The sequence below is a fragment of the Leptobacterium meishanense genome (genome assembly GCF_037645805.1).
Lineage (GTDB): Bacteria > Bacteroidota > Bacteroidia > Flavobacteriales > Flavobacteriaceae > Leptobacterium_A > Leptobacterium_A meishanense.
In genome coordinates, this window is record NZ_JBBEXE010000009.1 from 22,749 (window position 1) to 48,835 (window position 26,087).

The 26,087-nt window shown below is 36.7% G+C and carries 23 protein-coding genes; 11 read left to right on the forward strand and 12 right to left on the reverse strand.

Translation table 11 applies throughout. The features are described from left to right. The 5 genes from WBG21_RS10005 to WBG21_RS10025 all read right to left on the reverse strand — a co-directional run bounded on the left by WBG21_RS10005 (position 1) and on the right by WBG21_RS10025 (position 4,650). Complete coding sequence (locus tag WBG21_RS10005) at positions 1 to 1,542, reverse strand: ArnT family glycosyltransferase (RefSeq protein ID WP_340077463.1); 1,542 nt, start codon at positions 1,540 to 1,542, stop codon at positions 1 to 3. Between the two features lie 88 nt (positions 1,543 to 1,630). Then, positions 1,631 to 2,254, reverse strand: coding sequence for a lipid-A-disaccharide synthase N-terminal domain-containing protein (locus WBG21_RS10010; RefSeq protein WP_340077465.1), 624 nt, complete (start codon positions 2,252 to 2,254; stop codon positions 1,631 to 1,633). Further along, complete coding sequence (locus WBG21_RS10015) at positions 2,255 to 2,968, reverse strand: glycosyltransferase (RefSeq protein WP_340077467.1); 714 nt, start codon at positions 2,966 to 2,968, stop codon at positions 2,255 to 2,257. A gap of 57 nt (positions 2,969 to 3,025) precedes the next feature. After that, positions 3,026 to 4,096 carry a methylmalonyl Co-A mutase-associated GTPase MeaB gene (meaB, locus tag WBG21_RS10020; protein WP_413789401.1) on the reverse strand — a complete coding sequence of 357 codons (1,071 nt, stop codon included), beginning with the start codon at positions 4,094 to 4,096 and terminating at the stop codon, positions 3,026 to 3,028. A 2-nt stretch (positions 4,097 to 4,098) separates the two neighbouring features. Then, positions 4,099 to 4,650: a DUF2911 domain-containing protein gene (locus WBG21_RS10025; RefSeq protein WP_340077469.1), complete on the reverse strand. Its 552-nt coding sequence runs from the start codon at positions 4,648 to 4,650 to the stop codon at positions 4,099 to 4,101. Between the two features lie 246 nt (positions 4,651 to 4,896). Here WBG21_RS10025 and WBG21_RS10030 point away from each other — a divergent pair, with 246 nt between their 5' ends. The 8 genes from WBG21_RS10030 to WBG21_RS10065 all read left to right on the forward strand — a co-directional run bounded on the left by WBG21_RS10030 (position 4,897) and on the right by WBG21_RS10065 (position 12,114). Continuing rightward, positions 4,897 to 5,439 (forward strand): RNA polymerase sigma factor, encoded by a 543-nt coding sequence (locus WBG21_RS10030; protein ID WP_340077471.1) that lies wholly within the window; start codon positions 4,897 to 4,899, stop codon positions 5,437 to 5,439. Further along, positions 5,423 to 6,019: a hypothetical protein gene (locus WBG21_RS10035; protein ID WP_340077473.1), complete on the forward strand. Its 597-nt coding sequence runs from the start codon at positions 5,423 to 5,425 to the stop codon at positions 6,017 to 6,019. The genes WBG21_RS10030 and WBG21_RS10035 overlap by 17 nt, the downstream gene beginning before the upstream one ends. After that, complete coding sequence (locus WBG21_RS10040; RefSeq protein WP_340077475.1) at positions 5,991 to 7,445, forward strand: hypothetical protein; 1,455 nt, start codon at positions 5,991 to 5,993, stop codon at positions 7,443 to 7,445. Before WBG21_RS10035 ends, WBG21_RS10040 begins: the two co-directional genes overlap by 29 nt. A gap of 70 nt (positions 7,446 to 7,515) precedes the next feature. Further along, positions 7,516 to 8,295, forward strand: a complete 780-nt coding sequence (locus WBG21_RS10045) for a hypothetical protein (RefSeq protein ID WP_340077477.1) — start codon at positions 7,516 to 7,518, stop codon at positions 8,293 to 8,295. Between the two features lie 185 nt (positions 8,296 to 8,480). Continuing rightward, positions 8,481 to 9,050, forward strand: coding sequence for a TetR/AcrR family transcriptional regulator (locus WBG21_RS10050; protein ID WP_340077479.1), 570 nt, complete (start codon positions 8,481 to 8,483; stop codon positions 9,048 to 9,050). Positions 9,051 to 9,101: 51 nt separating this feature from the next. After that, positions 9,102 to 9,581: an SRPBCC family protein gene (locus WBG21_RS10055; protein WP_340077481.1), complete on the forward strand. Its 480-nt coding sequence runs from the start codon at positions 9,102 to 9,104 to the stop codon at positions 9,579 to 9,581. 4 nt (positions 9,582 to 9,585) lie between these two features. Beyond that, a complete protein-coding gene (locus tag WBG21_RS10060; RefSeq protein ID WP_340077483.1) occupies positions 9,586 to 10,464 on the forward strand; it encodes a haloalkane dehalogenase in 879 nt (292 codons plus the stop codon). A gap of 108 nt (positions 10,465 to 10,572) precedes the next feature. Beyond that, positions 10,573 to 12,114, forward strand: a complete 1,542-nt coding sequence (locus tag WBG21_RS10065; protein ID WP_340077485.1) for a DUF4832 domain-containing protein — start codon at positions 10,573 to 10,575, stop codon at positions 12,112 to 12,114. A gap of 3 nt (positions 12,115 to 12,117) precedes the next feature. Here WBG21_RS10065 and WBG21_RS10070 read toward each other — a convergent pair whose 3' ends face one another. From WBG21_RS10070 to WBG21_RS10085, 4 genes are all read right to left on the reverse strand, one after another. Further along, a complete protein-coding gene (locus tag WBG21_RS10070) occupies positions 12,118 to 12,846 on the reverse strand; it encodes a sugar-binding protein (RefSeq protein WP_340077487.1) in 729 nt (242 codons plus the stop codon). A gap of 39 nt (positions 12,847 to 12,885) precedes the next feature. Continuing rightward, positions 12,886 to 13,488, reverse strand: a complete 603-nt coding sequence (locus tag WBG21_RS10075; protein WP_340077489.1) for a carboxymuconolactone decarboxylase family protein — start codon at positions 13,486 to 13,488, stop codon at positions 12,886 to 12,888. Positions 13,489 to 13,515: 27 nt separating this feature from the next. Continuing rightward, complete coding sequence (gene msrA, locus WBG21_RS10080; protein ID WP_340077491.1) at positions 13,516 to 14,181, reverse strand: peptide-methionine (S)-S-oxide reductase MsrA; 666 nt, start codon at positions 14,179 to 14,181, stop codon at positions 13,516 to 13,518. Positions 14,182 to 14,298: 117 nt separating this feature from the next. Further along, entirely contained in the window at positions 14,299 to 14,637 is a 339-nt protein-coding gene (locus WBG21_RS10085) for a DUF6249 domain-containing protein (RefSeq protein ID WP_340077493.1), read from the reverse strand. Between the two features lie 96 nt (positions 14,638 to 14,733). Here WBG21_RS10085 and WBG21_RS10090 point away from each other — a divergent pair, with 96 nt between their 5' ends. Next, the gene (locus tag WBG21_RS10090; protein WP_340077495.1) at positions 14,734 to 15,321 is read left to right on the forward strand and encodes an RNA polymerase sigma factor; all 588 of its coding nucleotides are present in this window, start codon (positions 14,734 to 14,736) and stop codon (positions 15,319 to 15,321) included. A 2-nt stretch (positions 15,322 to 15,323) separates the two neighbouring features. After that, a complete protein-coding gene (locus tag WBG21_RS10095) occupies positions 15,324 to 15,713 on the forward strand; it encodes a hypothetical protein (protein WP_340077497.1) in 390 nt (129 codons plus the stop codon). A 4-nt stretch (positions 15,714 to 15,717) separates the two neighbouring features. Here WBG21_RS10095 and WBG21_RS10100 read toward each other — a convergent pair whose 3' ends face one another. From WBG21_RS10100 to WBG21_RS10110, 3 genes are all read right to left on the reverse strand, one after another. Beyond that, positions 15,718 to 16,989: a sterol desaturase family protein gene (locus WBG21_RS10100; protein WP_340077499.1), complete on the reverse strand. Its 1,272-nt coding sequence runs from the start codon at positions 16,987 to 16,989 to the stop codon at positions 15,718 to 15,720. Between the two features lie 87 nt (positions 16,990 to 17,076). Beyond that, entirely contained in the window at positions 17,077 to 17,847 is a 771-nt protein-coding gene (locus WBG21_RS10105) for a T9SS type A sorting domain-containing protein (RefSeq protein ID WP_340077501.1), read from the reverse strand. A gap of 49 nt (positions 17,848 to 17,896) precedes the next feature. Then, complete coding sequence (locus WBG21_RS10110; protein WP_340077503.1) at positions 17,897 to 24,982, reverse strand: malectin domain-containing carbohydrate-binding protein; 7,086 nt, start codon at positions 24,980 to 24,982, stop codon at positions 17,897 to 17,899. Positions 24,983 to 25,303: 321 nt separating this feature from the next. Between WBG21_RS10110 and WBG21_RS10115 the strand changes: the two genes are divergently transcribed. Continuing rightward, positions 25,304 to 26,038, forward strand: a complete 735-nt coding sequence (locus WBG21_RS10115; protein WP_340077505.1) for a M15 family metallopeptidase — start codon at positions 25,304 to 25,306, stop codon at positions 26,036 to 26,038. Positions 26,039 to 26,087: the final 49 nt, after the last annotated feature.

Sequence of the window (26,087 nt, forward strand, 5' to 3'; positions counted from 1 at the left end):
TTATTTTTTTACAATATAATATTGACTGACCAACCTTTTTTTATAGCCTTTTTGCTCCGAAGAAGATGTTTTGTTTAAATCAAACGTTTCTTCTAAAATCAAAGTGTGATTTTTACCAAAGATACGTTTAAATTCATTTTCTTCATGGAGAGTTACTAAAACCCCAAAAGCAGTATCACTTGGAACCGTAATTTGCTCATCTTGTTTTAAAACAGGGATAGCTCTCCCATAATACCAAACCATTTCAGGAGCAATTTCTCCATAATTGTAGACAGTAAGTCGATTAGTTGTAGTTTTTTGATAAAGGAGGTTGATATTTTTATGGTCTTTATTTACATGGAAGGCTTTTGAAATAGGAATTCCAAATACCGTAATGCTCATAATAAATCCAATAGATAAGAAAAAAAGTAACGTTATATTCTTTTTTCTCAATTGATAGATTATACTGATCCCAATAATGAATAATATAGTAGCCATTATTACAAAATTTAACCATTCATTATTGATTTTTTCATTAAACATAAAGTACCCGGCAAAAGGAAAAACAATTCCAATAGCTGCAATTATTGCAAAATGAAAATATATTGGAAACTTTTCTTTCCAGTCGGTTATATTTTTAAATTCTCGGATCAAATATTCTATGTAAAATCCAATATTAATAGCTAACGGAATTAACACAGGGACTAGATAACGGCTTTTCTTTTCCGGAATAATGGATAATAAAACAACAACGCTGATAGTCCATAAGAAAGAAAATAAATAACCTTTTTTATTACTCACTTTATTTTTTAAGTACGGATATAACAAACTTACGAATGCAGGAATTGTCCAGATGCCACTTTGTGTAAAGAAACTCCAATAATAATAGAAAGGCCGGATGTTATAACTTCCCCAATTACCTGTTTCTTTTTTGGTAATGGCCAGAAAAGCTTCCGGGTCAGCAATACGGACATAAACAAACCACCAACTACTAATTAAAATAGTGGCAATTAGAAAAACTATAAAAGCGCCCCACTTTCCTTTAAAACTTGAAAACCTGAATGTAACCCCATAGGCAATTAAAAAAGGAAGGAAGAGCCCGTAGAGTGAAATAGGCCCTTTGCTCATAAAAGACAACCCTATGAACAAAGCAGCTAATAGGGCATTTCTCCATAATTTCTTGTGATGTTGAAAAAACTGAAATAAAAAATAGATGCCGGTCAGCATAAAACCATGTGTATAAATGTCCCATGGTGCTTCTATAGTAATAGCGATAATATAAAAAGAAGTCATTATAACAAGCCCGTTTATGAGACTGTGCTTTTTGTCATTTAGTAATTTTAAAGAGAAAAAACACAATACTAGCACAAGCATTATAGCCATAAGAGCTGTAGGAAGACGTAATGCATAACTATTATCGATTCCAAATAAATATGCCGCAATTGCAGTTAACCATGTGGGCAATGGAGGTTTTTCATACCTTGGAAAATCATTCATCGTAGTTAAAAGCCAATTTCCTTCAGTCACCATTTCCCTTGCAGAAATGAAATTACGAGCTTCCATGATGGAAACTGGTAAAATATGTAGATTGAACAAAAAAATACATGCCCCCACAATGAGAACAGTCTTTATAGGATTATGAAAAAACCATTTAACCATCCTGCTTTTTTATAATTAGAAGGTTTCTTGTATAAATAATAATACCTAATGCATGGCCTGCAAATAAAACAGGGTCTTTTCGGATAATGGCATAGGTCAATATTAAAGAAGACCCAATAAGACTTAATAGCCAGAACCCAAACGGCAAACTGGATTCTTTTCTTTTCTCAGAATAAAACCATTGGTACACAAAGCGTAGTGTAAAGATAATTTGTGCTACGCTACCTAAAATTAATAGCCATAATGGGATGGCATCATTCTTAAAAAAATCATTTAAATCGTACGCATTGTTATTGTATCCGTATATGACAACTAAAACAGGGAACACCCACAAGAAAATTCGAAAAAACCTTGGGAGCTTTATCCACTCTCCCTGGAGCTGAAGATTTCGTATATATATAAAATAAGTAAGTGTCTGCCCAAGCATAATGGCAAAATCATCGCGAAGCCAGCCATATATAAACAGTAAAAAAGAAGCTAATAGACTGAATTTCCAAAAAATTTTTGGAGTTAGTACCTTCTTGCTTTTTTCGGAAACAATCCATTGAATAAGTATTCTACTTGAAAAAAGGATTTGTGCTAAAAAACCAATGGTGTATATAATCCAATCACTCATTTATCCTTTCTTATCAATTTGGTAGTTGATGTATTTTTTTTTCATCCATAAATAGGCAAAACAATCCATTAAAGGCCCAAGCAAACGGTTCCATAAGCCAAAATTTGCTTTTCCGGCAATTCTAGGAAAGTGCCTGACGGGGATTTGGATGATTTTACCATTTTGCAGTAGTATCATGGCAGGAAGAAAACGGTGCAGCCCCCTGAACATGGGAATGCGTTTTGCATACTCAGTTTTAATAACTTTTAAGGGGCATCCGGTATCGTCCATACCATCGTGTGTAAAAGCACGCCGTATGCCATTTGCTATAATGGAAGACATATTTTTCACAAAAGAATCTTTTCTGTCAGCCCGGACACCGGTAACCAAATCATATTCTCCAATGTATTCTAGTAGAAGATTAAAATCTTCCGGAGAAGTTTGTAAATCAGCATCTATATAACCAGTCAATTCAGTATCTACATAATCAATTCCCGCTTTAATTGCAGCACTTAAGCCACAATTCTTGGCAAACTGTATAAAATTAAAATCCAGGTTTCTATGGCATATAACTTCAATCAGCTCTTGACTATTGTCTTTAGAACCGTCATTTACAAAAAGTACCTTGGTTTTTCGGGAAGCTATTTTAAGATAATTGGAAAGTTCCTGCTCTACACGTTTTAAATTTTCCTCTTCATTATAGACCGGAATAATGATGGTAAACTCGTAATTCATTCTTTGAGATGACTAATTATGCAAATGTATTCTTTTTATATGAAACATAAACAGACATTACTTCCCATTATATATTTTAAGAAGTTCGTTAGCAGCTTCAAATGGAGACACTTCGCCTTTTTCAATACGCTCTAGTTGTTTTTTTAAAGCAGGTTTTATTTTGGGGTGGTTATAAAAATTGGTTTTCAGTTGCCCCTCTATAGTTTGTATAAGCCAATAGTTGTTTTGTTGTGCTCGTCGGCGATGAAAATGGCTGCTTGATTTATTGTGAACTATAAAACTATCGATGAGTCCCCACGCTTCCTTAATCCCTTTTTTATCTAGGGCTGAGCATGTAGTTACTTTGGGGGTCCAACCATTTTCTTTTGGAGGATATAAATGTAAAGCTCTTGCAAGCTCTCCTTTTGCACGTTGTGCATTTTTAATGTTTTCACCGTCAGCTTTATTGATAATGATAGCATCGGCCATTTCCATAATCCCCCGTTTGATGCCCTGTAGTTCATCACCTGCCCCTGCAAGTTTTAATAACAGAAAAAAATCAACCATGCTATGAACAGCTGTTTCACTTTGTCCAACCCCCACTGTTTCTACAATGATCGTATCAAAACCAGCTGCTTCACATAAAATAATAGCTTCCCGGGTCTTGCGTGCCACCCCTCCTAAGGAATCTCCGGAAGCAGAAGGCCTTATATAAGCATTCTCATCTTTCACCAGTTCTTCCATTCGGGTTTTATCCCCTAAAATACTTCCTTTAGTTATAGAACTGCTAGGGTCTATAGTGAGTACAGCTACCTTTTTTCCTATAGTTGTCAAATACTTTCCAAAAGCTTCAATAAAAGTACTTTTGCCTACTCCCGGAACACCGGTGATACCAATTCTAATGGATTTGTTTGCATATGGAAGGCATTTACGAATGACTTCCGAAGCTTTTTGTGCATGGTCCGGATGTGTGCTCTCAATAAGTGTAATGGCTCTGCTGAGCATTACCTTATCATGATTTAAGATACTTGAAACCAACATTTTTACTGAAGGCTGATTTCTTCGGGCAACAGAATTGTTAGATACGGAAGAAAAAGATTGTTCTTTTTCTTCTTTAGCTGATGATGAAAGATGTTTTTTTACACTCAAAATTATTTTAAGATAGGTACTTTTACTTTAGTTTGATCCCATGAGAACGTTAAATAAACATCCTCATTTTCTTCAAATGCGATGGTAAATTGTTCTAAAAAAGTGGGAAGTGTTTCCACAGGCACATTAATGGTAACAGCATCATACTCAGGGTTTCTAGAGGGAACTCCACCATAACCAACCCCCCAACCATACATTTTATCATTGAAAATAACAGCCCATTCATTTTCATTAGGAATGGTCCAGAGCGTATATTTTCCTGCTTTTAGTGTTTTGTCACCAATAGAAAGGTCTTTATTGGTTTTAAAAACAGTAGCCTCGTTTGCTCCTGTACGCCATACTTGACCATAAGGAATTAATCCCCCAAAAATATCCCTTCCTTTTTTGTAGGGCCTGCTATAGGTGATAGAGAGTTCAGTTTCACCTTGGTTAAAAGTTACGGTTTCTTCCGGACTATGTTTTTTGGTTTGGGTTTGCATATATTTAAAAAGGCCAAAGACACCAACTCCTAATATTAAGACTATGATGATAGCCCATTTTACTGTTTTATTCATATACTTTTTTAAGATTAATTACTTTTTGTAAAAATACTTAAAAACAGATAGTTTTTTCAAGTATTTCGGATGATAGTTTTAAAAGTAAAAGAAACGTAATAGGAATCTTATCATTACTTAGGGTAACTATCACTATATAAAATATGTTTGGTATCAAGGTAAAAAAAATATATCTTTTTGCAACACTTCTAAAAAAGACTCGTCTTTAGAGGTGAATAGTAATTGTAACCACCAGAAACAGCCGGCATGTTTCCAATTGGAGTCATTGAAAAATGTAAAAATAATAACCGTAAGGCACAACTGAAGCTCTATCAACAGTATTGTGACGGAATGTTTTGTGTAGCAATGCGTTTTCTAAAAAATACAGAAGATGCAGAAGATGTAGTTCAAGAAGCATTTATCAAAGCATTCAAAAAAATAGAACAGTACAAAGCAGAAGTAACCTTTGGTGCATGGTTAAAGAAAATAGTGGTCAACAAATGCATTGATTTTTTAAAGAAGAAAAAAGAATACTTATTAGAGCTAGATGAAGGGTATATGTACATGGCAGATGACAACAATTGGGATGTAGAAGATCCAATAAGCATTGAAGAAGTGAAAGCCACTATAGAAACATTGCCGGACAAGTATAAATACGTGGTGATGCTGTATTTAATGGAAGGTTATGACCACAAAGAAATTTCGGAAATACTAAACATTACAGAAGTAGCTTCAAGAACGCAACTGATGCGAGGAAAAAACAAGTTGAAAGAATTATTAAAAAGTAAACATTATGGCACAAGACATTAGAAAACTTTTTAAGGAGAAGGAACATTTAACTACTCATAAAATGAAAAAAGGGCACGAGGAACGCTTTTTACAAAAGCTTGAAATAGTATTGCCTAAGCATAGAAAGAATTCTTTTTTCATTTTTCAAATAGCAGCATCTGTTACAGTATTAATTGCGGTAAGCTATTTTTCGTATCAATATTTGAACAAGAACAAGAATATACACGATAATAATACAGTTGTAGAAACTAAAAAGGATGAGCCAACCATTGAAAATGGAATTACGCTAGGTGATATCTCCCCTGAACTCAAAAAGGTTCAGGATTATTATTTAGCTAATATCAATTTAGAACTATTAGAGATTGAGGTAACCCCAGAAAACAAACAACTTTTCGACAGTTATATAAACCGGCTGGAAGAGCTAGACGAAGAATACAAAACCTTAAACGAAGAATTAAACAGTATAGGGCCTAATGAATATACCGTTACGGCACTTATTAATAATTTACAATTACGGTTACAATTGCTATACAAGTTAAAAGACAAATTAAAAGAACTAAAAGAGAAAACAAATGAAACAGTTAAAGATCAACAAGCTTAGTATAGTACTATGGGTACTAGTAACAGGAGCAACTTTTAGTGTTTATGCACAAAAGCAAACAAAAAAGACTACTGAAAGTTTTGATGTAAACAAAGATGTTACCATCGATATCAACACCAGTTACACAGATATTGAATTTGAAACGTGGAACAAAAACAAAGTAGAGATAACGGCTATCTTAGAAATAGATGGAGCTTCTGAAGAAGAAGTCGAAGGATATTTTGAAAGTTGGGATTTTGAAGCTCTAGGAAATAAAAGCAAGGTATCTATCAGTACTAAAGGAAATATGTGGTTTCACAGAGGAGGAAATGCAACAGTGATAGCTCCCGGCACCATGGAATTTGATTTTGTGATGCCGGAAATTTCTGAGATACCGGAAATTGCTCCGTTTGTTATCCAGTTGGATAGCTTGCATGTAATGCCTCCGATACCACCCATGGTATTTCACGAATTTGATTCTTTTTCTTTCGATTATGAAGCTTATGAAAAAGAAGGCGATGCCTATCTAAAAAAGTGGAAAGAAAAGTTTAATAAAAATTTTAATGAAAACTTCAAAAAAGAAATGGAAGTTTGGAAGAAGGAAATGGCACAGCATAAAAAAGAAATGGAAAAAATAAAGTGGGAAGTAAAAATAGATAGAGATGAAATCAAAAAAGAAAAAGAACAGGCCTTAAAAGAAGCAAAAAAGGCTATAGAGGAGCAGAAGCATGAAATAGAAGAAGCAAAAATCATCTTAAAGGAAACCATGCGAAACAAAAAAGAGGGGAATATGTTTTTCTTTGCCCCTGATGGTAAAAAAGGAAACCTAAAAGTAAAAAAAACCATTAAAATCAAAATACCAAAAGATGCCAAACTAAAAATGAACGTGCGGCACGGCGAAGTGAAATTGGCAGAAAACACTACAAACATTAAAGCAACCTTGTCTTATACAAGGTTGCTTGCCAATAACATAAATGGCGAATACACAGACATTGAAGCTTTTTATGCCCCTGTTGCTGTACAGAACTGGAATTATGGACAGTTAAAAGTAAATTATGTTGATAAAGTGGCTATTGAAAATGTAAAGAGCTTGAAATTAACCGCCAATTCATCCAATGTTGTGATTGATAATCTAATAGATAATGGGTTTATTAATGGTTCATTTGGCGAACTATATGTTGGAAACATAAACAAGAACTTTTCGACGTTGGATGTGAATTTGGAAAATACCGATACCGTGATCATCCTTCCGGAAACCGGATTTAATTTTTATTATAATGGAGCAGATTCAAAAGTAAAATATCCCAAAGAGATGATCGTAAAAACCACTGACAATTATGCGAATAAATTGATAAAAGGGTATTATAAAAACAAAAATCAAGATAAGATTATTAAAATAAATGCCCATTACAGTGATGTAGCATTGCGAAATGTGACTAACCAATAGTTTTTACAAACACTTTTATCAGATATTAATTAAGTATTCAACTAAACTAAAACTATTAAAAATTAAAACTATGCCAAACAAGATTATGTTAACCAATATATTTATTATTATAACAACCTCCATACTTTTGACCGGATGTACTTCGGTAGACAAGCAAAAAGAGAATTTCACACCTGACTTTATTGTCAATAAATACTATGAAGCTGTTGGTGGCTATGAGAAATTGAAAAGTATCAATACACTCAGTAAAGATGGCCATTATATAGAACCGGCTTATAATATTATTGCAGTAGCAAAGATTCAAAAAAGAAGACCCAATTATAGAATCATTGGTGATATTGATTTAGTAGGATTTGAGGAAGGATATAATGGTCAAGCTTGGGAATATCATAAAGGAAGAGGTCTCATTTTGAGTGAAGGAGAAGCTAAAGAAGTTATACTTGTTTCAAGTGAATTTGACTATCCTTTCATTGATGCTGAAGAGAAAGGGCATGAAATGTCATATAAAGGATTAGTGTCTTTAGGAGGGCTAATGGCACATAATATAGAGGTTATTATACATGTAATGAATTCTGAATACATAACGAATTTCTATTTCGATAAGGATTCATATTTATTGATTGGCCAACGTAAAGTTATGCCAATTCATGCGGTCGGTGATGATGTTGAAATCATTGTTAAATATTCTGATTATAGAAATGTCAATGGGGTTTTGTATCCTTTTGCTCAAATTGAAAGAAGAGAGGGAACAGGAGCGTTTCTAAATGCTACTATTTGGAGTAAAATAGAAGCTAATATAGAAATACCATTGGACACTTTTGATCCTCCATCTGAACCTGAGATTGACTGAGTCTAAAACATAAGCTCAATAAGTATTGTTGCTATTTACCAAGTCTTAATGAAAAAAACCGTTAAGTTTAACGATACTTATTGAGCCTATTATATAAAACCTGGTTAATAATAACCAAATATATTTGACTATCATCAGATACTTTGTGTTTTTATTTATATCTTTGCAATACGACCGGTCTAATTATGAGACAAAAATATACCACAGAAGAAATATTAGAGAAAGGGCTAGAAGTAATGATCCTTAAAGGATATAATTATTCTGGTCTCAATGAATTGTTGAAAGTAAGCGATATTCCAAAAGGGTCGTTTTACAATCATTTTAAAAGCAAAGAAGATTTTGGGGCACAATTGATACAGTTCTATGGTGCTAAACTGTACGCACATTTAGAATCGTATGTGAACAATAAAGAATTGAGCCCTTTAAATAGGATAAAAACATTTTATACAGATCTAATAAAAGTAATGGCCAGAAGGGGTTATACTTGCGGTTGTCTTATAGGGAACATGAGCCAGGAGGTAGGAGACTTGAATACTACCTTAAGCAATGCTGTCAATAATGAATTAAAGAAGACAAAATATTTACTGGAACAAACCATAAAAGAAGCACAAGAAGCGGGAGAGGTGAAAAACACCGATGCATCCGAATGGGCAGACTATATTCAAAACAACTGGCACGGTGCTCTATTGAGGATGAAAACAGAACAGTCTGAAAAACCTCTGCAGTTGTTTATGGAATATACTTTTTCGAGTTAAAAAAATTTACATAAATATAATACGACTAGTCTAATTAAATTAAAATTAAAAATGGAAGCACAAGTAGCAACGTTTAACCCGAAAGACCACACAAAAGCACCTTTGAAAGCAAAAGTGTCTGGTCTTGTAAAAAAATCTGTAACAGAAGTTTTCGATCAGTTAAAAGATCATGAAAGTATGTCCAAATGGGTCCCTATGATGAAAAAAGTAGAGATGAACCATGATTCTTCTGCATCCACAGGCGCATGCGATGTAGGTTCGGTACGTGTATGTCAATTCGGTAAAGACCGATTGGTAGAGAAGATCGTGGCATGGCAACCTCCAAAACTGTATGCATACTCAGCAGAGGATACTGCCGACGCATCTGACCACTTGGGAGTTGTAGAATGTGAAGACAATGGTGATGGCACTACTACCGTAAGTTGGTCACAATACTTTAACCCTAAAAACCCTGTAAAAGGTTTCTTTATGGGAATCATCATGAAAAAAGTATTGAAGAAAGCCATTAAGAACCTTAATAAAGTAGCTTAAAACTATGGGAGAATTGACAAAAGATAAAATAACGTCGCACTTTACTGAAGTATTAGGGCAAAAAATCCATTACCTTAAAACGGGTGAAGGTATCCCGATTGTATTTTTACATGGAAACCCTACTTCTTCGTACCTATGGAGAAATATCATTCCTCATGTAAGTGGGCAGGGAATGTGTATTGCCCCTGACCTAATAGGGATGGGAAAATCTGCAAAACCTGAAAGCGATTATGGTTTTTTTGAAAGCTATAAATATGTAGAAACATTATTAATAGATAAATTAGGTTTAAAAGAGATTGTATTAGTAGGCCATGACTGGGGATCGGCAATTGCTTTTCATTTTGCGAAAAACCACCCAAAACTTGTCAAAGGCATTGTGTTTATGGAAGCCATTATAAATGCAGTTCCCGATTGGGACTCTGTACCTGATGCCATGAAAGATATTTTTTCACAATTCAGGACTGCCGGGGTTGGAGAGGAGCTGTTAATAAAGCAAAATATGTTCGTAGAACAAATATTGCCTATGGGAATTCTAAGGAAACTTAGTGATGAAGAGATGAATACCTATAGGGCTCCTTTTGAAAAAGAAGCGGATAGAAAGCCGGTATGGAAATGGCCTAATGAGCTTCCTATAGCAGGGGAACCTAAAGAAGTAGTAGAAGCAGTAAATGCATATAACATGTTTATGCAGGAAACAGCAATCCCTAAACTGCTTTTATATGCAGAACCGGGAGGTATTATGCCAAAACCACTGGTGGATTGGTGTGAAGCTAGCATGAAAAATATTACAGTAAAAAAAGTAGGAGAAGGTGTTCATTATATCCAAGAAGACTGTCCTGATGAAATAGGGCAGGCTGTAAGCAATTGGTTAGAGGAACTATGATAATTTGGTTTGGTTAATATGTTTAAAAAGGGGAGCAAATGAAAATTACTTCCCTTTTTTTAGCTAAAAATGTAATATAACAATAAAATATTTACATATTTTAGCTACATGAAGCCTACTTATAATGCATATCTAAACTATGGTTTAGCCATAATTTTTATAATTATTCTATTTGCTTGCTCCAGAAAACCGGATGATGATGTTATAGTTCCAGACCCGGACCCGGGTACCGGAACAGGTACTGATCCATCATGGGTGATTACCTCCGAAGAAAACACCTTTGAGTTATTGTCTTCTCAGGAAGATTTTAGGATAAACCCCCTTCGCGGTCTATATAAATGGCGAAATGAAGAAGTAGCTCCGGTAGCATCACGAGAAATGTATCAAAGGTATTTTTGGAAAGATATAGAGACCGCTATGGGCGTGTATGACTTTTCAAGGATTATTGACGATTATAATGCAGCAATTGCGGAAGGAAAACGTTTTGCCTTTCGTATCCGTGCTATGGCAGGGCATGGCGATACAAGTGTTTATATGCCTAGCTACATAGTAAACAACCCCAGTTGCCAAAATGGCTGTGTATGGACGGTGAACGATTACCTTAATGGCAGTACCTTAGCGCCAACAGCTATGCCGGACTGGAACGACCCCTTTCTCATAGCACGTGCCAATGCACTATTTCAAGCGCTAGCAACGGGAATCCCTGACAGCAATAATCTGGCTTGGATTGATATTGGAATGGTAGGTGCATGGGGCGAGTGGGCGATTTCAGATGATGTTGATTATTCCAAAGCCCCCGGAACAATTGTTCCAATTACAGAGGCATCAGAAATTGCTTATGTAGATATGCACCTTAATGCTTTCCCTGATGTATTACAGTTGGCAAAGCTTACTGTTGATCATTTTAATGCCACGGATTATGCGATGAATACCCAGCAGATAGCAAGTGTTCCTGTAGGGCTCCGGGTAGATTGTATTGGAGAAACTGATTTTTTTCAACAATTTAGGGTGCGTCCTGAAATAATGGAGAAAGTTCAGGAGAATTGGAAGAAGGCTCCCTTTATAGGTGAATTTTGTCGGATTTTCTCCGGAAATTTAACTACGAATTTTGAGGTTGCCATTAATCAAATAGCCGAATTTCATATCTCAGCAGTAGGTAACGGAAATGTAGGGCCTAATGGTACAAGTGAAGAAAAATGGCAGTCATTGACGGCTGCTGAACAGAATTCATTCATGGAAGCAGCTCGTTCTTTGGGATATAAATATGCCATTACTGCTTCAGATATAGCTATTACAGAATCCAATGGAACTTTTAGTTTACGCATAGACTTATCGTGGTTAAATGAAGGGAATGCACCCACTTATGAAGGTTGGACGTTAGAGATATGGTTGCAAAATACATCAACTTCTGAATTATTAGAGGAAGAACAATTAGATTTATTGTCTTTGACAGACATGGCAATAGGGACGGTGCAAACTAACCATACTTTGAGTTTGCCAACAGATATTGCTTCAGGAGACTATACGATAGCCATTCGAATAAGATCGGAAAATGAGGTAGTAACAAGCCCGTTACTTTTATCCAATACGGCAATGAGTGAAGAAGGTAACCTCGTTTTAGGGGTCTTACATTGGGATGAGGGGAACTAAGCCTTAGTTGCTTAGTATTAATGTGCCAAAAATATCGGCATTGATCCACCCTTGATTTTTATCTTCGCCCGGTACAAAGACTGATCCGATAAAATTTTCCCGCTCTTTACTGGCGTCATTGTCACAATAGGCAAGTGCAAACCCTACATTTTTTCCTGAAATTAATTTTTTAGGTGTATTTTTTTTACCATCCTTAAAGTCATTATCATATAATTTTACAGCCAACTCCCATGTAGAGGTATTTCCATTCGTTATTCTTTTTGAAATTAAATGGTCATTATATAAATGTGGCTGCTTGTCAGGACCAAGATCAACTACATTTCCATCTAAAGCCACATGATAAGCAAAGGCGTTATGATTGTATTGATGCATCCCTCCTGAATTATCCTCATCGATGAAAACCTCTACACAATCATCATCCCACCATAAAGTCAAGGGGTTATCATATTGATCCAACAAAACATCATCGACAATTTCGACTAGTATATAGAGCGCCTCTTCATTCCAGCTCAGCTTGTACTTTCCTGTAAAATCATCGGGAGTGAATGTATTGCCAATCCATCGTTGGTCAAGCTGTAACCAATTGGTATTTTGCCAACAAATATCATTAGCAATACCATCAATTACAGGTGTTGCCTGCGTTTTAGAAACAGTAATAACTTGATGATCTCCTTTTTTATTACAACTTAACATAAAGAACGTGAGTGTAAGTAAAGCGACTGTTTTTCTCATGAATAACAAATGATTGTTAAGCGTAAAGATAAAAAATGGCTATTCGTGCTGCCAATGATCACTGTCTTTATTTTTTGGCGACAAGCCAAGAATTTCACCGTCTAGTGAAACACCCAGTCCTAAAACAGTTCGGTTGGCGTAGTTGAAATAGCTTACTACTTGGTTGATTTCTAGAATCTCCCCGTCTTGATATCCGGCACTTTTCATTTTAATGAAATCATTTTTTTCGATTTTAGAAAGTGAACGGGTTAATTTTCTGGCATAATTAAGGGCTACTAACTCTTTTGGAGTAAATACGATATTCAACGTATTGTTTTCTATCGCATTTTTTATGGTTGTTGTTTTTTGTTCATCACCGAGAAACCGTTTCATTCCTTCTGTATGATGGGCATAACAGTAGTTGCATCGATTCAGGTAACTGACATAGCTCCCCAATGCTTCTAAAAACCAATTTGGCAATGTATTTCCACTATGGTGCAATACGTTTTTGTATAAGCTCATGTGCCCCGTCAATGTATGGGGCCGGAGGCTGTGTATGGTTAGGATATTATCGATATGATTATCAGGCCCCTTTATCTTGTTATAGATGTTTTTTAATTTTCCGGAGGCCTCTCCGTATGGAATTGTTTTTATCCAGCTCATAAACAATTAGCAGTTAATATTGCTAATTTAGTGGGTTTCTTTGAGTAATTCCGGATATTTTTTTTGAAAAGCTTTCAATCGGGGAATGGATACACGCTGCACATATGGGTTATTGGGATGGAGTTTTTCATACTCCTGGTGGTAATCTTCTGCTTTATAAAACACCTTAAAAGGCACTACTTGTGTAACTATTTCATTATCATATACTTTTTCAGCTTCTAATTTCTTGATGTAAGTTTCTATGATTTTCTTTTCTTCCTTATTTTTATAAAAGGCAATAGACCGGTATTGTGACCCTCTGTCAGGTCCTTGCCTATTAAGCGTAGTGGGATCATGCGAGCCGAAGAATACTTTTACTAAAGTCTCGTAGCGCACTATTTTCGGGTCGTAATATACTTCTACAGCTTCTGCATGAGTTGTTTGTCCGCTACCTACCTGTTCATAAGTAGGGTTGGGTTCATTTCCTCCCGAATAGCCGGAGATAACTTCTTTTACTCCTTTTACGCTCTGAAAAATGGCTTCTACACACCAAAAACAGCCACTGGCAAAATAAGCAGTCTTGTATTTTGAGAGCTCGGGCTGTGTAGGGTTTTCAACAGATAATCTGGCTACAGTTTCTTTTTTTTCAGTAGTATGACAACTTATGATGAGAACTAAAAAGGTTGTAGAGAAGTAAAATAATATACGGCGCATTGCTATTGTTTTATATATGAACGTTCCAAATAAAAGTTTCTTATTTTATGTAAAAATAAAAAAGGCCTTACATAATTGTAAAGCCTTTTCAAAATACTAAATTTTGATAATAAAACTTTAGTCAAGTTTTTTACTCATATGAAAACCTGTAAAAAGACCTATCCCTGCCATTAAGAAAATAGTCCCTGGATAAGCAACTTCTTCTTCTACACCAATATTGTAATGTAGAATGGATGCGATGAAAATACCTATGCCAATACTCATAAGCAGTAAAGCGAGGTTTAAAACCAACGCTTTCCACACTGTGGAGAGCCTTCGGTGTTTTCCGGTAAAGATACTGGCATCAGCCCCTTTTTCAATAAGGGCGAGGCGTTCTTTATTACGTGTAGTAAAGTATAGATAGAAAATTCCTAAGCCTACTAACGCAAAACAAATAAATACAATTGCTACTTCCATATTTCTAGTTTTTTAATTGATTACACCCATATGACTGCTATAAAATGAATGAGGTTACAAATGGATAGAATTTTTTAATTTATTTTTTGTAACCAAATGAGTATATTGAGCGTCAAACGAGAAATGCGCAATCAAACTGACCAATATTATATCGATCAGATATTGGAGGGAAATACAAGGGCCTTCTCATTTTTGATGGAAAAGTACCAACACATGGTTTTTACCATTTCGGTTAGGATGATGAATGATAGGGAAGAGGCAGAAGATGTGGCACAGGAGGTATTTATAAAAGCATATCAGAAGTTGGATAAATTTAAAGGAAAATCAAAATTCTCTACTTGGTTATACCGTATCACATATAATTATTGTTTGGACAGATTAAAATTGAAAAAAAAGCTTATAAAATCGGGCATTATTGATGAAGTGAATGAAGGGAACCTCATAATGGAAGATGAAACCATAACTAATATAGAGGAGCAGGAAAAGAAAACAGTAATCCAACATGCTATACAAGCGTTGGATAGAGACGATCAAGTTATTGTGACATTGTATTATTATGAAGAACTCTCTTTAAAGGAAATTGCCCATACTATGGGTATGACCCTGAGTAATGTAAAGGTTAAATTATTTCGGAGTAGAAATAAATTATCAGAATTATTAAAAAATACGACACTAACCTATTAATTATGGATAAAGAAAATAAAAATAGGGATGCTTTTATAAAAAAAATGATAAAAGAAGGAGGTATTGTGCAAGCTCCAGAATCGCTTATCAAAAATGTAATGCACCGTGTAGAACAGGAAACGGAGCAAGTAAAAATGGCTCCTTTGATTGTCTCAAAAAGGTTTCAGCTTATCATAACTATAATCTTTATTGGAGTAGTGTTGTTTCTTGCTTATACCGGTCAGGAGAAGAGCATTTTCAGTACAATACTTACTGATGTAGAGCTACCCGCTATTATTGAAGGGTTGACAATATCAAAAACCACTACCTATAGTATAGCAATAGCTACCATTATGATTTTAATGCAGGTAATTGTGTTGAGAAGGCGGTTTTATAAAGAAATGGATTTGTAAACAATTATGCTAAACTTTCTATATTGCTGTGTATTTTCTTTTTTAAAAATGTAAAATAAAAAGCCCCTAAAATTGTAATAATAAAATATCCGGCGACCCAATAAGCACCATAATGAAAGAATAGGTTAATTCCGAACCAGTCACCACTATAAACAATCAGTCCCAATCCCAATAAACCTCTGATCAGTTCAATCCATATAGCATATTTAACACCATCCATTAAAGAAGAATAACCATAGATGGCTATGAAAACAATTGCGCTGTATAATAACAAGCCTTCAAAACCAATAGCCCCATAATTATAAAACATAAACATCATGAGCAATGTAGCAGCGATTAATTGAAAAACAGCATAGCCTATAAATAATTTAGATCCCCCGGTTTCGTATTTTTTATAGTGGTACACATCCTCAATGATGGTTACAGGATATTTTTCTTTGACATCAGCAGGACGCCATCCGGTAGGCATGAACCATATCCGGAGCTTATCTAGCCAGCTTTTTGTCTGCCATGCATCTTTAATCAATCGCCATAAATGCTGGAAATTAATAAGGATAGGATTCCAAGTATTAGCTGGTTTCAAGACACCATAAACAGGGGGTACTTCATCAAGTTCTTCTTGAAATGTACCAAACATCCGATCCCAGATACTTAGTATCTGCCCTAAATTTTTATCAATATATTCCTTATTTATAGCGTGGTGCACCCTGTGCTGTGAAGGAGTAATAATAATGTACTCAAGCCATCCGAGTTTACCAATATGTTGTGTATGATACCAGAACTGAGCAAAAAGGTGTATAGGAGCAATAATAGCGATAACATTTTCAGGGATTCCGAAAATAGCAGCAGGAATGAGAAGTAAGGGATAATGACCAATGATATTTGAAATGGATTGCCGTAAGGCACAGGCTAAATTGAACTCTTCACTGCTGTGATGGATCACATGTTCATTCCAGAAAAAATTAATTTTATGCGCCAGCCGATGGTTCCAGTAACCAGCAAAGTCAATAAAAATAAAGCCAGCAATATATACCATCAATGTTGATTCAATATGGAACAATGCCAAATGTTCTAACAAGTATGGATATGAAATAATGATAATAGCTAATCCTAAAGAATCCTTTATAATATTAGTTAATCCTGAACTTAAACTAGAGACAGTATCTAATGCCCTATGCTTTTGGTTTTTAACAAAAAAACCAAATAAAACTTCAATTAAGACCAGCCCAATGAAAAAAGGAATGGCTATTAGCAATATCTTAGCATAACTTTCCATAGGAATGTATTAAATTGTCATAAATATAAAATAAAAAAGGCAAATTCTATACGGAATTGCCTTTTTTGAAAAGTGATAGTTAACAAGCTATTTATCAACTAAAAATTTCTTTTCTATTTTAAGATTTTGATCGGTAGTTAAAAGAGCAAAATAGAGGCCATTTGATAAGGATGAAACATTTATGAAAAGCTTACTACCAGATGATGGATATATTTCACTGTGAACTAGCCGGCCATTAACATCATATATGGTTAGGCTTTTCGCACTTATGCTATTAGGAAGTTCTATATAGAATTCCGAAGAAGCCGGATTGGGATACAAGAGTATTTCTTCTACTTCTATATCATCGACACCTAAAGTGCCTTGTGTTACATTTACAGTTGCAGCGGTAGTATTTACAAGCACATTGCTTCCTGTAAAAGTTGAAATAGATTCTCTGGGAAATGTAAAACTAAAATCCACAATAGCTGTATCAGTTATGTTCAAAGCGTTAAAAGTAACCGTAAGAAAACCAAAAGTTCCTGAAGGGAAACCAGAAATGGCTCCATAAGCAAGATCTATAGTTCCTGTAGTATTATTAAAAGACGGAGCTATAAGCTCAATTGGCAGTATGCCTCCTGCATTATATGTCAAAGACTGTACTTCTATGATAGAAGGGTCAAAATTAAGATGCATTTCCACCAGGTCAATTTGTTGGTCATTGGCTTGTATTTCAAAAATAACATCAAAAGTTTGTCCTCCTGAAACATTATACGATGATGGATTTGCAACAAAAAAAACATCCGTATTCTGTGCATTCCCAATGGCTGAAATAATCAGTAATATAAATACACCAATTCTTTGTAGTTTTATTTTCATTTTGTATAGTTTATGATCAATATATTTTTAAGATCAAACCTAGTTTTTTTTATAGATTATCACCTTGCGTATTATAATTTGATGCCAGTATAGAAAAATCTAAAGCGCTTACTACACCATCACCGTTGATGTCTGCGTTTGCATTATAACCGGCTTCTCCTGATGATTTATTGAAAGAAGCAACTAATAATGAAAAGTCCAGAGCATTAATAACATTATCACCATTTACATCCCCTCCTTTGAATTCACCTACAGGTATTGAAGTATTTGAGTTTACAGTAATATCTATTATTTGTGTTAGGTAATTTCCATGGCCAATTACTAATTTATAATCCCCGGAATCTATTAATGAGGGAATGGCCAGTTGTCCGGCATTATTTGCTGTTATGTTGAAGTCGTATTTTGGCGTAGTAAGGTTAACAACTTCGTATAGCTGAACAGTATAATCCCCGGCGTTAGAGGTTCTTCCCTGCAATGATGTTTCTATTATTAAAGCATGGGTTGTGTTGTTAGGATTAATGTTCCATGTAAATTGTATAGCAGTAGCCTCAGGAGTAACTCCATTATCAGTTACAGTAACTTCAACATTGTATGGGCTATTTGAAGCAGCACCTTCTATAATTTGAACAGTAGGAGATTCAACAGCATTTGTGAGTTGAAGGTTAGTATAATTAGTGCCATCCACTTTATAGAGTACAATTTTATCAATAGCATGTCCCAATGAGCGTTCAGAAATTTGCAAGGTATAAGTTCCAGGATTTACAAAGTATGCATAAATATTATGCGGATCATTATCGCTAGTGCTGGCTTGCCATTTCCATGATTCCGAATTGCTCCTATAAACTTTGAACCATCCATTGTCCCCTGCTCCTGCAGGCGTTGTGGCTCCGGTGACTCTAGTACTTCCAATAGGGAACACTACATTAGCTTGCGCTCCCTGGAGGTTATTTATCATGGTAGCTTCTGTTCCGGTAGTCCCTTTTTGCCCAAAGAACCATACATCATCATTGTTTGGAAGCTTCATCCAGGTATCGTTTTGTTGTGTAGGGTCTGACCCTCCAAAATCACTTCTCCAATTAATGCGATAAACCCCGGGGGTTGTAATTTGAATATCATAATTAACAACCCCTCCATTTTGATCAAGGAAATGATCGGCTCCTGCTAAAATTCCTGTGATGTTATTATCTGTTAGTTGGCTCCAGGTAGCTGAAAGTGTCCCTGATTCTGCTTCTATGACAACTAAACCGCTGTCTTCCTGAAATGTATTTGAAGAAATGGAAGCAGTACTTATGGTACCACTTACTAACCCGGTATCAGGATCTATAGACAGACCGAGAGGAAGATTGGTTGCTGCATAGGTTAAAATTTGTGTGTCGCCATTTCCGTCATCAGCATTTATTTGAAGAGAAACGACATCTTCTTCCGTATTGGTCTGTGCCCCCGGATTTGTTACTAGGGGAGGGTTGTTGGTCGGGAGGTCACTCAACCGTATAATCTCGATTCCTTTAATGTTAGGATTTTCCAATATTTTGACAAAATCAATATCCAGGTTACCATCAGTTACTTCTGTATTGAATGTTTCTACAATGGCAACGTTCCATCCGTATACCTCATTTTGATCATAGTTTTCCAGTACCAGTTTATCTTCTATAAACACATCAAATTCTCTTATATTAGGGTTTTGAATACCGTTCCAAACTTCCCCAAAAAGTAAATTAACAGTATAAACACCATTGGTTACCGGAAAGTCCCATTGCATATTATTTGGACTGTCAAATGTGTTATAACGTTCAACAGCAAAAAGTGAGTCCGGATAACCAGTAGTATTGGTAAATCCGGATAGGGTAACTCCAAACGTCACGTCTTGAGTACCAGCATTCACATACGAAGAAGGGGTTCCAGTAGTAGCTGCTCCACCTGCAGAGCCCGCTGAACGATCTTCGGTCCAATCCATGAATGCATCATTGGATGTTGTTAGTGCACCACCTGCATTTACTCTGAATATTACTTCATTTAGCAAGCCGCTTGTTAGGTTAACTATTTTTGCCAATCCATTGTTATATGTGATGGTCAAAACAGCATTTTTATCGGTACCTGTTCCTGTAAATTCAACACTAATGGTATGTGAACTATTGGGTTTGACCAAAAAATCAGACAGATCTCCGGCAGTTATATTAAATAAACCTGCATTGGTGCCGGATATTACTATAGAAGAGATAATGATAGCCGTATTGCCGCCAGATACTTCCAAAATAATATCCTTTGTTTCTCCTTCAGAGAAGGTTACACCTGTAGGAGCAGTAACATTACTTGCTGTTATAGGTGTTCCTGTAGGGTTATCGGAACCATAAACCTCCATATTTTTTTGATTTCCACCACCTTGTATTGGAGAACCGCCAGCCACAAAAATACCATTGCCGGACACGATAGCTTGTGTACCATGCCTTTTATGATTGAGACTAGCAGCAGTACTCCAAGTCTGTGTTTGAGGGTCATATACTTCTGTAACAGTAAGTGCATCTGCAGAAGAAGGGATTTCACCACCTGCAACATATAGTTTTCCTTGAAGGGCTGCTACACCGGCCCCTGCCCTCGGAGTTGGAAGATTTTGCCCAACAGGAAGAGTTGACCAACCCGATGTATTAAAATCATAAACATCAACCTCGGGAATTACCGGACCAAATGTGCCTCCTGCATCTCCAGAGAGCCTTCCGGAAACCGCATAGAGTTTCCCGTCTATAATAGCTGTATGAAAGTGATCCCTGGCCCTTGGGGCATCAGTAAGAGCTGTCCATGTACCAGTAGCAGGGTCATATTCATCAAACCAACTTACATAGCCTCCGTTATGACCAAGCGTATTTCCGGCGAGGACATAGAATTTGTCGTTGTGTATGGCGAGTGCAGCAGATCCTCTTTTTCTTCCTGCCGGAATTTCAGGACCTTGTATCCATATGTCATTTGCAGGGTCGTATACCCATACATGATCTGCCGGTAGTTCATTAGGAAAATTATTATCTTTAAACGCTCCTATTACCCATATAAGCCCTTGGTATTCAATAGCTTGAAAATGATTAAATTCGATTGGAGCTGAACCCACTTTCTGTGTCCAGGTATTGTTTGTATAATCATACACATCAATAGTTTGTGCGCTTTCTCGACCGCCCAGCATATAAAACTTATCACCTGCTTGTACAAATGAACACTCGTGACGTGCGATGTAATTTTCATCTTCATTTTTGTCAATCCATAAATCAGGCAATGCATTTATAGTCCATGTAAATTGTTCTGTGGCATCTGGAATCCCGGATTGTGTAACTGTTACAGTTACATTATGGATTCCGTCAGCTGAAGGGCCTCCCGTTAAAGCAGTTTCGGTTATAGTGCCAAAGATATGCCCATTGGTGGGTTCTATGGCAATTCCATCTGGTTGTCCGGAAATACTATACGTATAGTTCTGCCCTGAATCACCTCCCGATGCTGCTACAGCTAAACTCACTACATCGCCTACAAAATTTGACTGGTCAGTAATAGGATCAATTGTTATTTGTGGAAGAGCTCCGAGGATTTCAATGGCATTTATCAATGGATTTTCAATAACATCATGGGCGAACCCAATGTTTAGGACACCGTCTGTTAATGTTATTGGGAACGAGAACATGCCCCCCACCTGATTTCCAAATTCGACCGCCAAATCAAGGTCATCCAAAACAATGGCTCCTTCTATCAATACATCAAATACCCGCTGTCCGGGCGCACCTGTTCCAGAAAACCCATTGGCCATATATAGATTGACGGTATAATTGCCATTGTCTAGTGGAATATCAAATTGCATTTCAGCACCACCTGCTAAATCCCAACGTTCCTTATTAAAAAGTGCTTCATAAGTGGTATTATCTATATATGAAGGTATGGAAGTATGCTTATTGGCTGCGGAGAGCCCATGTGTAGAGATTTCTCCGACGTTTACAGTATAGCTTGGGCCACTAGTAGCTCCTTTGGTTGAATTTTGTTCCCAATCGGGGCCGCCATCCGTAGCAGTAAAAGTTACGTCCCCGGCATTAATTCTCACAAGCGGAACCTGTTGTTCAGTAAGTATTGCTGTTAGTGGAACATTATACGGGGAATTGACTCCATCATGGATGAACTCTAAAGTTGCTGATTTACTTCCTGTAACACCATTGGGCATAAATGTTACAGGGAAAGACACATCTGCTCCCGGACCAATATTTATAGGGAGTGCCCCATTTTGAGAACTGAACAGTGCAGCATCTGTTCCCGTAATATTGATTTGGGATATTTGCAAGACACCGCTTTCCGGCCCGCCTAAGTTTGCAGCATTGATGATAAGCTGAATATCGCTACTATTGATAGGAGCTTCTCCGAAGTCTATTGCACTGGTATTGTTGTTTACGCTAAGAGTTAAAGGGAGGTTTTCTGTTATTTTCATAAAATCCCATGTAGCGGAAAAAGCATCTCCAGGACCTGCAGAGGTAGCGATGAGCCCTACAGCTAGTCCTTTATTATCTGCAGCACTTAGAAAGGAAGCAGGTAGTGTTATCGGCGAACCTAAAGCAATCACACTACCTCCGTTGTCTAAAGAATAATAGGGTAGTGCAGTATTAGATGTTGGATCAACACTAATGTACAGGTCAACAGATTCGGCATCTAGGACGTTTGGGATATCAAAAGATGTATCTGAGGTTATGGTACCGGCATCTTCTAATAAAACTTGCAATCCATAAATAGCATCACCATCTGTAATACCGTCCATTAAGACTACTTTTAAATAATTATCTTGATCACCATTGCCAATATAAATACCTTGTGATTGAAAGTTCTGGGGTGCTGTTTGTGCACCTCCTACAGCAAAGAAGGGTGATTCTATTTTTGAATGTGCTGTAAATGGATTGGAGTTGACATCTGCATTGATGCCTAACTGGAATCCATATTGTTGGGTATTAGTACCTTCTAGTGCATCGCCTTCAGGAACTAGGTCAACTGTTGCTTTCCCCCCGGCCCCCCCAAAAGACATGTTTGATTCATCATATTGTGTTAGGTAATCCGTGCTTCCTGAAGGGTCTACCATAAGGCCTGTAAGACCTAACCCAAAGAAACCGGTTCCCGGATCATTATTAAAAAAGGAATAATTAATAGGTAAATTTGTTGTAGTCCCGTTATCTGGATCAATCGCAAAAGCATCATCCACATCCAATATTCCGTCATTGTCATCATCTGGATCATTAAGATCTGAAATATTATCTCCATCATTGTCATTCGGCACACTTCCTCCTGAACAATGATTCGTTCCATTATCTACTTCATCCTGATTCGTGTAGCCGTCATTGTCAGAATCAGCATTAGGATCATAATCTAAGTCACCAGGTTGTGGGCAATTTCCAAAATCAGCTGGTTCAAAGACAGTAATATTATCTGCCCCATAAGTAGCTGCCCATACTGTTCCGGGAAAAGGATCGGTGTCTCCTTGTGCAACAACATCAAGGGGAATACTTCCAAAACCGCTAAATGTTTGTTCTTCTAGCACAACAGCATCACCAGAGGCATTGAGAACATATCGGTTTATATTTCCATTGAAAGAAGCCGTAAGGAGATCCCCTTGCATAGCCCCGGAGAAATTAGTGGCGGTATATTCGCAAATACCATTGGTAGAGGAGCTCACTACGTCTAATACATTTAATCCGGGATCACCTACATTTTTAGAGAGGTATGCACCCTGTCTCGGGTCATCGGGAAAATTAGCAATGGAAAAAGAATTTTGAAAATATCCTTGTACACCTACTAATAAATCTGCCCAATTGTGCCGGCTTGCTTCGTACCAATCAATATTACTAGTTCCGTCGTTTGGATCATCGCCATACCGGTATTCAACAACATCTGCTCTCGAAGGAAATGCACGGATGGGGACAGGGTGCCCGGCATAATAAGTTCCGTTTGCATCATTGATAGTACCTATATAATGTAATGGGTCTCCAAAACCTTGACTATTGTCTTCATTAAAATCATTGGTTACATAATCTCCGGCAAATTCATCAAAGACCTGAGGGTTTTTAAGTACCCCTCCACTAGTATAGATGAGTGGTGTACCCCCCCAGCTAGTGTTTGGGCCGTTATCAGGCACATATATTTTACCATTTTGGGCAACCAAAACATCATATGCGTTCCGGTATCCAGGCGAAAATACTTGTACAGGTCCCCCGGTTTCAGGAAAAGCTTGGTTCAAACCATTATTTCCTCCAAAAGGATCACCTATATCTATGGTTGTATTATACATAGGATGTCCTACCGGATATGGAAAATTAGGTGAAGTATTGTTGATGTCTGCCCTCGTGGGATCATTAAGCGTTGGAAGGTCGTAGGCATACTGAGTATTTGTTCTAGGATCGGTATATACAGGCATTCCTTCCAGTTGGGTAAGATTGATAATAAGCAACGCACCGGATAGGTAAAACTCCGGAATGCCGGCAAAGTTATTACTGGGGGCACCTTTATTGGTGTTTCCTCCCATTTGTAACAACATATAGGAAGTCCCCCCTTGTTCAAATAAATCTATTCCATTGATGGCATGGTTTTCTTCACAACGCGGCAACCCTCTTATAAGGTCAACCTTATCCCAGGAAGAGCCATTCCATGTGAGCTTCGAAAGTATGCCTGAATTGGTATCAAGGTTGGTATCATTTCCCAAACTTCCACCACCACCAATCCGCCAATCAGAAGAAGTTACATATAGTGCTGGGTTTGATGCAGTTCCAGCTGTCGCTATACCGGTAACCTGTCGGATGAGCGTATTGTTAAAGATGCCATCGTCGTTGTGGTTGGGAACACTGTTTTTTACAATGTTGATTGTTTCGGTATTGGTTACTGTATAGGTTCCACTTCCCGGGGCAGCATTGTCACGTGTAACAGTGAAGGCCCAAATGGTACCATCTTGCTGAGCTACATAAAGTCTTCCGTCCGGACCAAATTCTAGTGAGGTAGGGTTGTTAACATTCTCACCAACCAGCCCTGAAGAGGAAAAACTGATGGTTTGTGCATTAATAGTTGTTAGCTGTATAAACAGCAGAAAAAATAAGCAAACTATTGATTTAATAGTTGCGGGGCGGTAGTTTTTTATCATCATTGCTACTTTTATTACAGAACTTATTTTGGGTGCTACTAATCAATAAGTACTCATGTAATAAAAAGTGCCGTTAGCAATAATTGTAGGTGCGCTATTTAATGAAGAAAGGGAGTACAAATATACGATAACTTATACGGCTTTTTACCATATGTATCGGTAAACGGAAGTATTCTTCGATCAGGGGAGGGGTCAGTAGTTAACAATTAATTATCAGCCTTTATGGCTTTCATTTAGATGAACTATTTTGTTATAGTGTATTACTTTCCAAGGCAGTATTAGACCTTATAATTGATTCGTTTGGATTTATGTATTTTTGTTAATATGCGAGTCAGGCTATACATTCTATCAGTAATTTTTTTGAGTATCATTTCATGTAAAAAATGCAAAGACCCGGATGCTTTTTCAAATCCTTATATGGTAGCTGTACCAGATCCAAGTGACTCTAACGAAAAAGCTACAGATACGTTGCTCGCTAAAAAAGAAATAATTGTTCCGTTAAACTTGCTGTCTGATACGGTCTTTATACGCTTAGCAGATTATAGTAATGATTTTATATTTGACCTTAAATATGCCACTACAGATAATTTTTTAAAAAAAGCAGTATACGATTGCCCGGAATGTTATGTGAGGGTGAAGACAGCTAAAGCACTGTTGGCTGCTAATAATGATTTTATGAGGCAGGGGCACCGTATTAAGTTTTTTGATTGTTACCGCCCTAATGATGTGCAGTGGAAGATGTGGGAATTGTTTCCTAATCCGCAATATGTAGCAAACCCGCAGAAAGGATCTATTCACAACAGAGGAGGGGCAGTGGATATTACACTAGTGAATGATGCAGTGGATGAACTGGATATGGGAACCGATTTTGATTATTTTGGTAAAGAGGCACATCATGATTATACCAATCTTTCTAAAGAGGTGTTGAACAACCGAAAACTATTAAAAGAAATCATGGAAAAACATGGCTTTTGGAGTATCCGGACGGAATGGTGGCACTACAACCTTAATACGGCATCTAATGATGCAATAGCTAATTTTAAATGGAAGTGTAAATAAAAAAAGCCCTTTTCTTACCAAAAAGAGCTTTTAGAGATATGAATGTGTT

Excerpts from the sequence above, each read along its gene's own strand:
- WBG21_RS10005 (WP_340077463.1), bottom strand. The coding sequence starts at position 1,542 with ATGGAAGCTCGTAATTTCATTTCTGCAAGGGAAATGGTGACTGAAGGA.
- WBG21_RS10010 (WP_340077465.1), bottom strand. The coding sequence starts at position 2,254 with ATGAGTGATTGGATTATATACACCATTGGTTTTTTAGCACAAATCCTT.
- WBG21_RS10015 (WP_340077467.1), bottom strand. The coding sequence starts at position 2,968 with ATGAATTACGAGTTTACCATCATTATTCCGGTCTATAATGAAGAGGAA.
- WBG21_RS10025 (WP_340077469.1), bottom strand. The coding sequence starts at position 4,650 with ATGAATAAAACAGTAAAATGGGCTATCATCATAGTCTTAATATTAGGA.
- WBG21_RS10030 (WP_340077471.1), top strand. The coding sequence starts at position 4,897 with ATGTTTCCAATTGGAGTCATTGAAAAATGTAAAAATAATAACCGTAAG.
- WBG21_RS10035 (WP_340077473.1), top strand. The coding sequence starts at position 5,423 with ATGGCACAAGACATTAGAAAACTTTTTAAGGAGAAGGAACATTTAACT.
- WBG21_RS10040 (WP_340077475.1), top strand. The coding sequence starts at position 5,991 with ATGAAACAGTTAAAGATCAACAAGCTTAGTATAGTACTATGGGTACTA.
- WBG21_RS10045 (WP_340077477.1), top strand. The coding sequence starts at position 7,516 with ATGCCAAACAAGATTATGTTAACCAATATATTTATTATTATAACAACC.
- WBG21_RS10050 (WP_340077479.1), top strand. The coding sequence starts at position 8,481 with ATGAGACAAAAATATACCACAGAAGAAATATTAGAGAAAGGGCTAGAA.
- WBG21_RS10055 (WP_340077481.1), top strand. The coding sequence starts at position 9,102 with ATGGAAGCACAAGTAGCAACGTTTAACCCGAAAGACCACACAAAAGCA.
- WBG21_RS10060 (WP_340077483.1), top strand. The coding sequence starts at position 9,586 with ATGGGAGAATTGACAAAAGATAAAATAACGTCGCACTTTACTGAAGTA.
- WBG21_RS10065 (WP_340077485.1), top strand. The coding sequence starts at position 10,573 with ATGAAGCCTACTTATAATGCATATCTAAACTATGGTTTAGCCATAATT.
- WBG21_RS10070 (WP_340077487.1), bottom strand. The coding sequence starts at position 12,846 with ATGAGAAAAACAGTCGCTTTACTTACACTCACGTTCTTTATGTTAAGT.
- WBG21_RS10075 (WP_340077489.1), bottom strand. The coding sequence starts at position 13,488 with ATGAGCTGGATAAAAACAATTCCATACGGAGAGGCCTCCGGAAAATTA.
- msrA (WP_340077491.1), bottom strand. The coding sequence starts at position 14,181 with ATGCGCCGTATATTATTTTACTTCTCTACAACCTTTTTAGTTCTCATC.
- WBG21_RS10085 (WP_340077493.1), bottom strand. The coding sequence starts at position 14,637 with ATGGAAGTAGCAATTGTATTTATTTGTTTTGCGTTAGTAGGCTTAGGA.
- WBG21_RS10090 (WP_340077495.1), top strand. The coding sequence starts at position 14,734 with ATGAGTATATTGAGCGTCAAACGAGAAATGCGCAATCAAACTGACCAA.
- WBG21_RS10095 (WP_340077497.1), top strand. The coding sequence starts at position 15,324 with ATGGATAAAGAAAATAAAAATAGGGATGCTTTTATAAAAAAAATGATA.
- WBG21_RS10100 (WP_340077499.1), bottom strand. The coding sequence starts at position 16,989 with ATGGAAAGTTATGCTAAGATATTGCTAATAGCCATTCCTTTTTTCATT.
- WBG21_RS10105 (WP_340077501.1), bottom strand. The coding sequence starts at position 17,847 with ATGAAAATAAAACTACAAAGAATTGGTGTATTTATATTACTGATTATT.
- WBG21_RS10110 (WP_340077503.1), bottom strand. The coding sequence starts at position 24,982 with ATGATGATAAAAAACTACCGCCCCGCAACTATTAAATCAATAGTTTGC.
- WBG21_RS10115 (WP_340077505.1), top strand. The coding sequence starts at position 25,304 with ATGCGAGTCAGGCTATACATTCTATCAGTAATTTTTTTGAGTATCATT.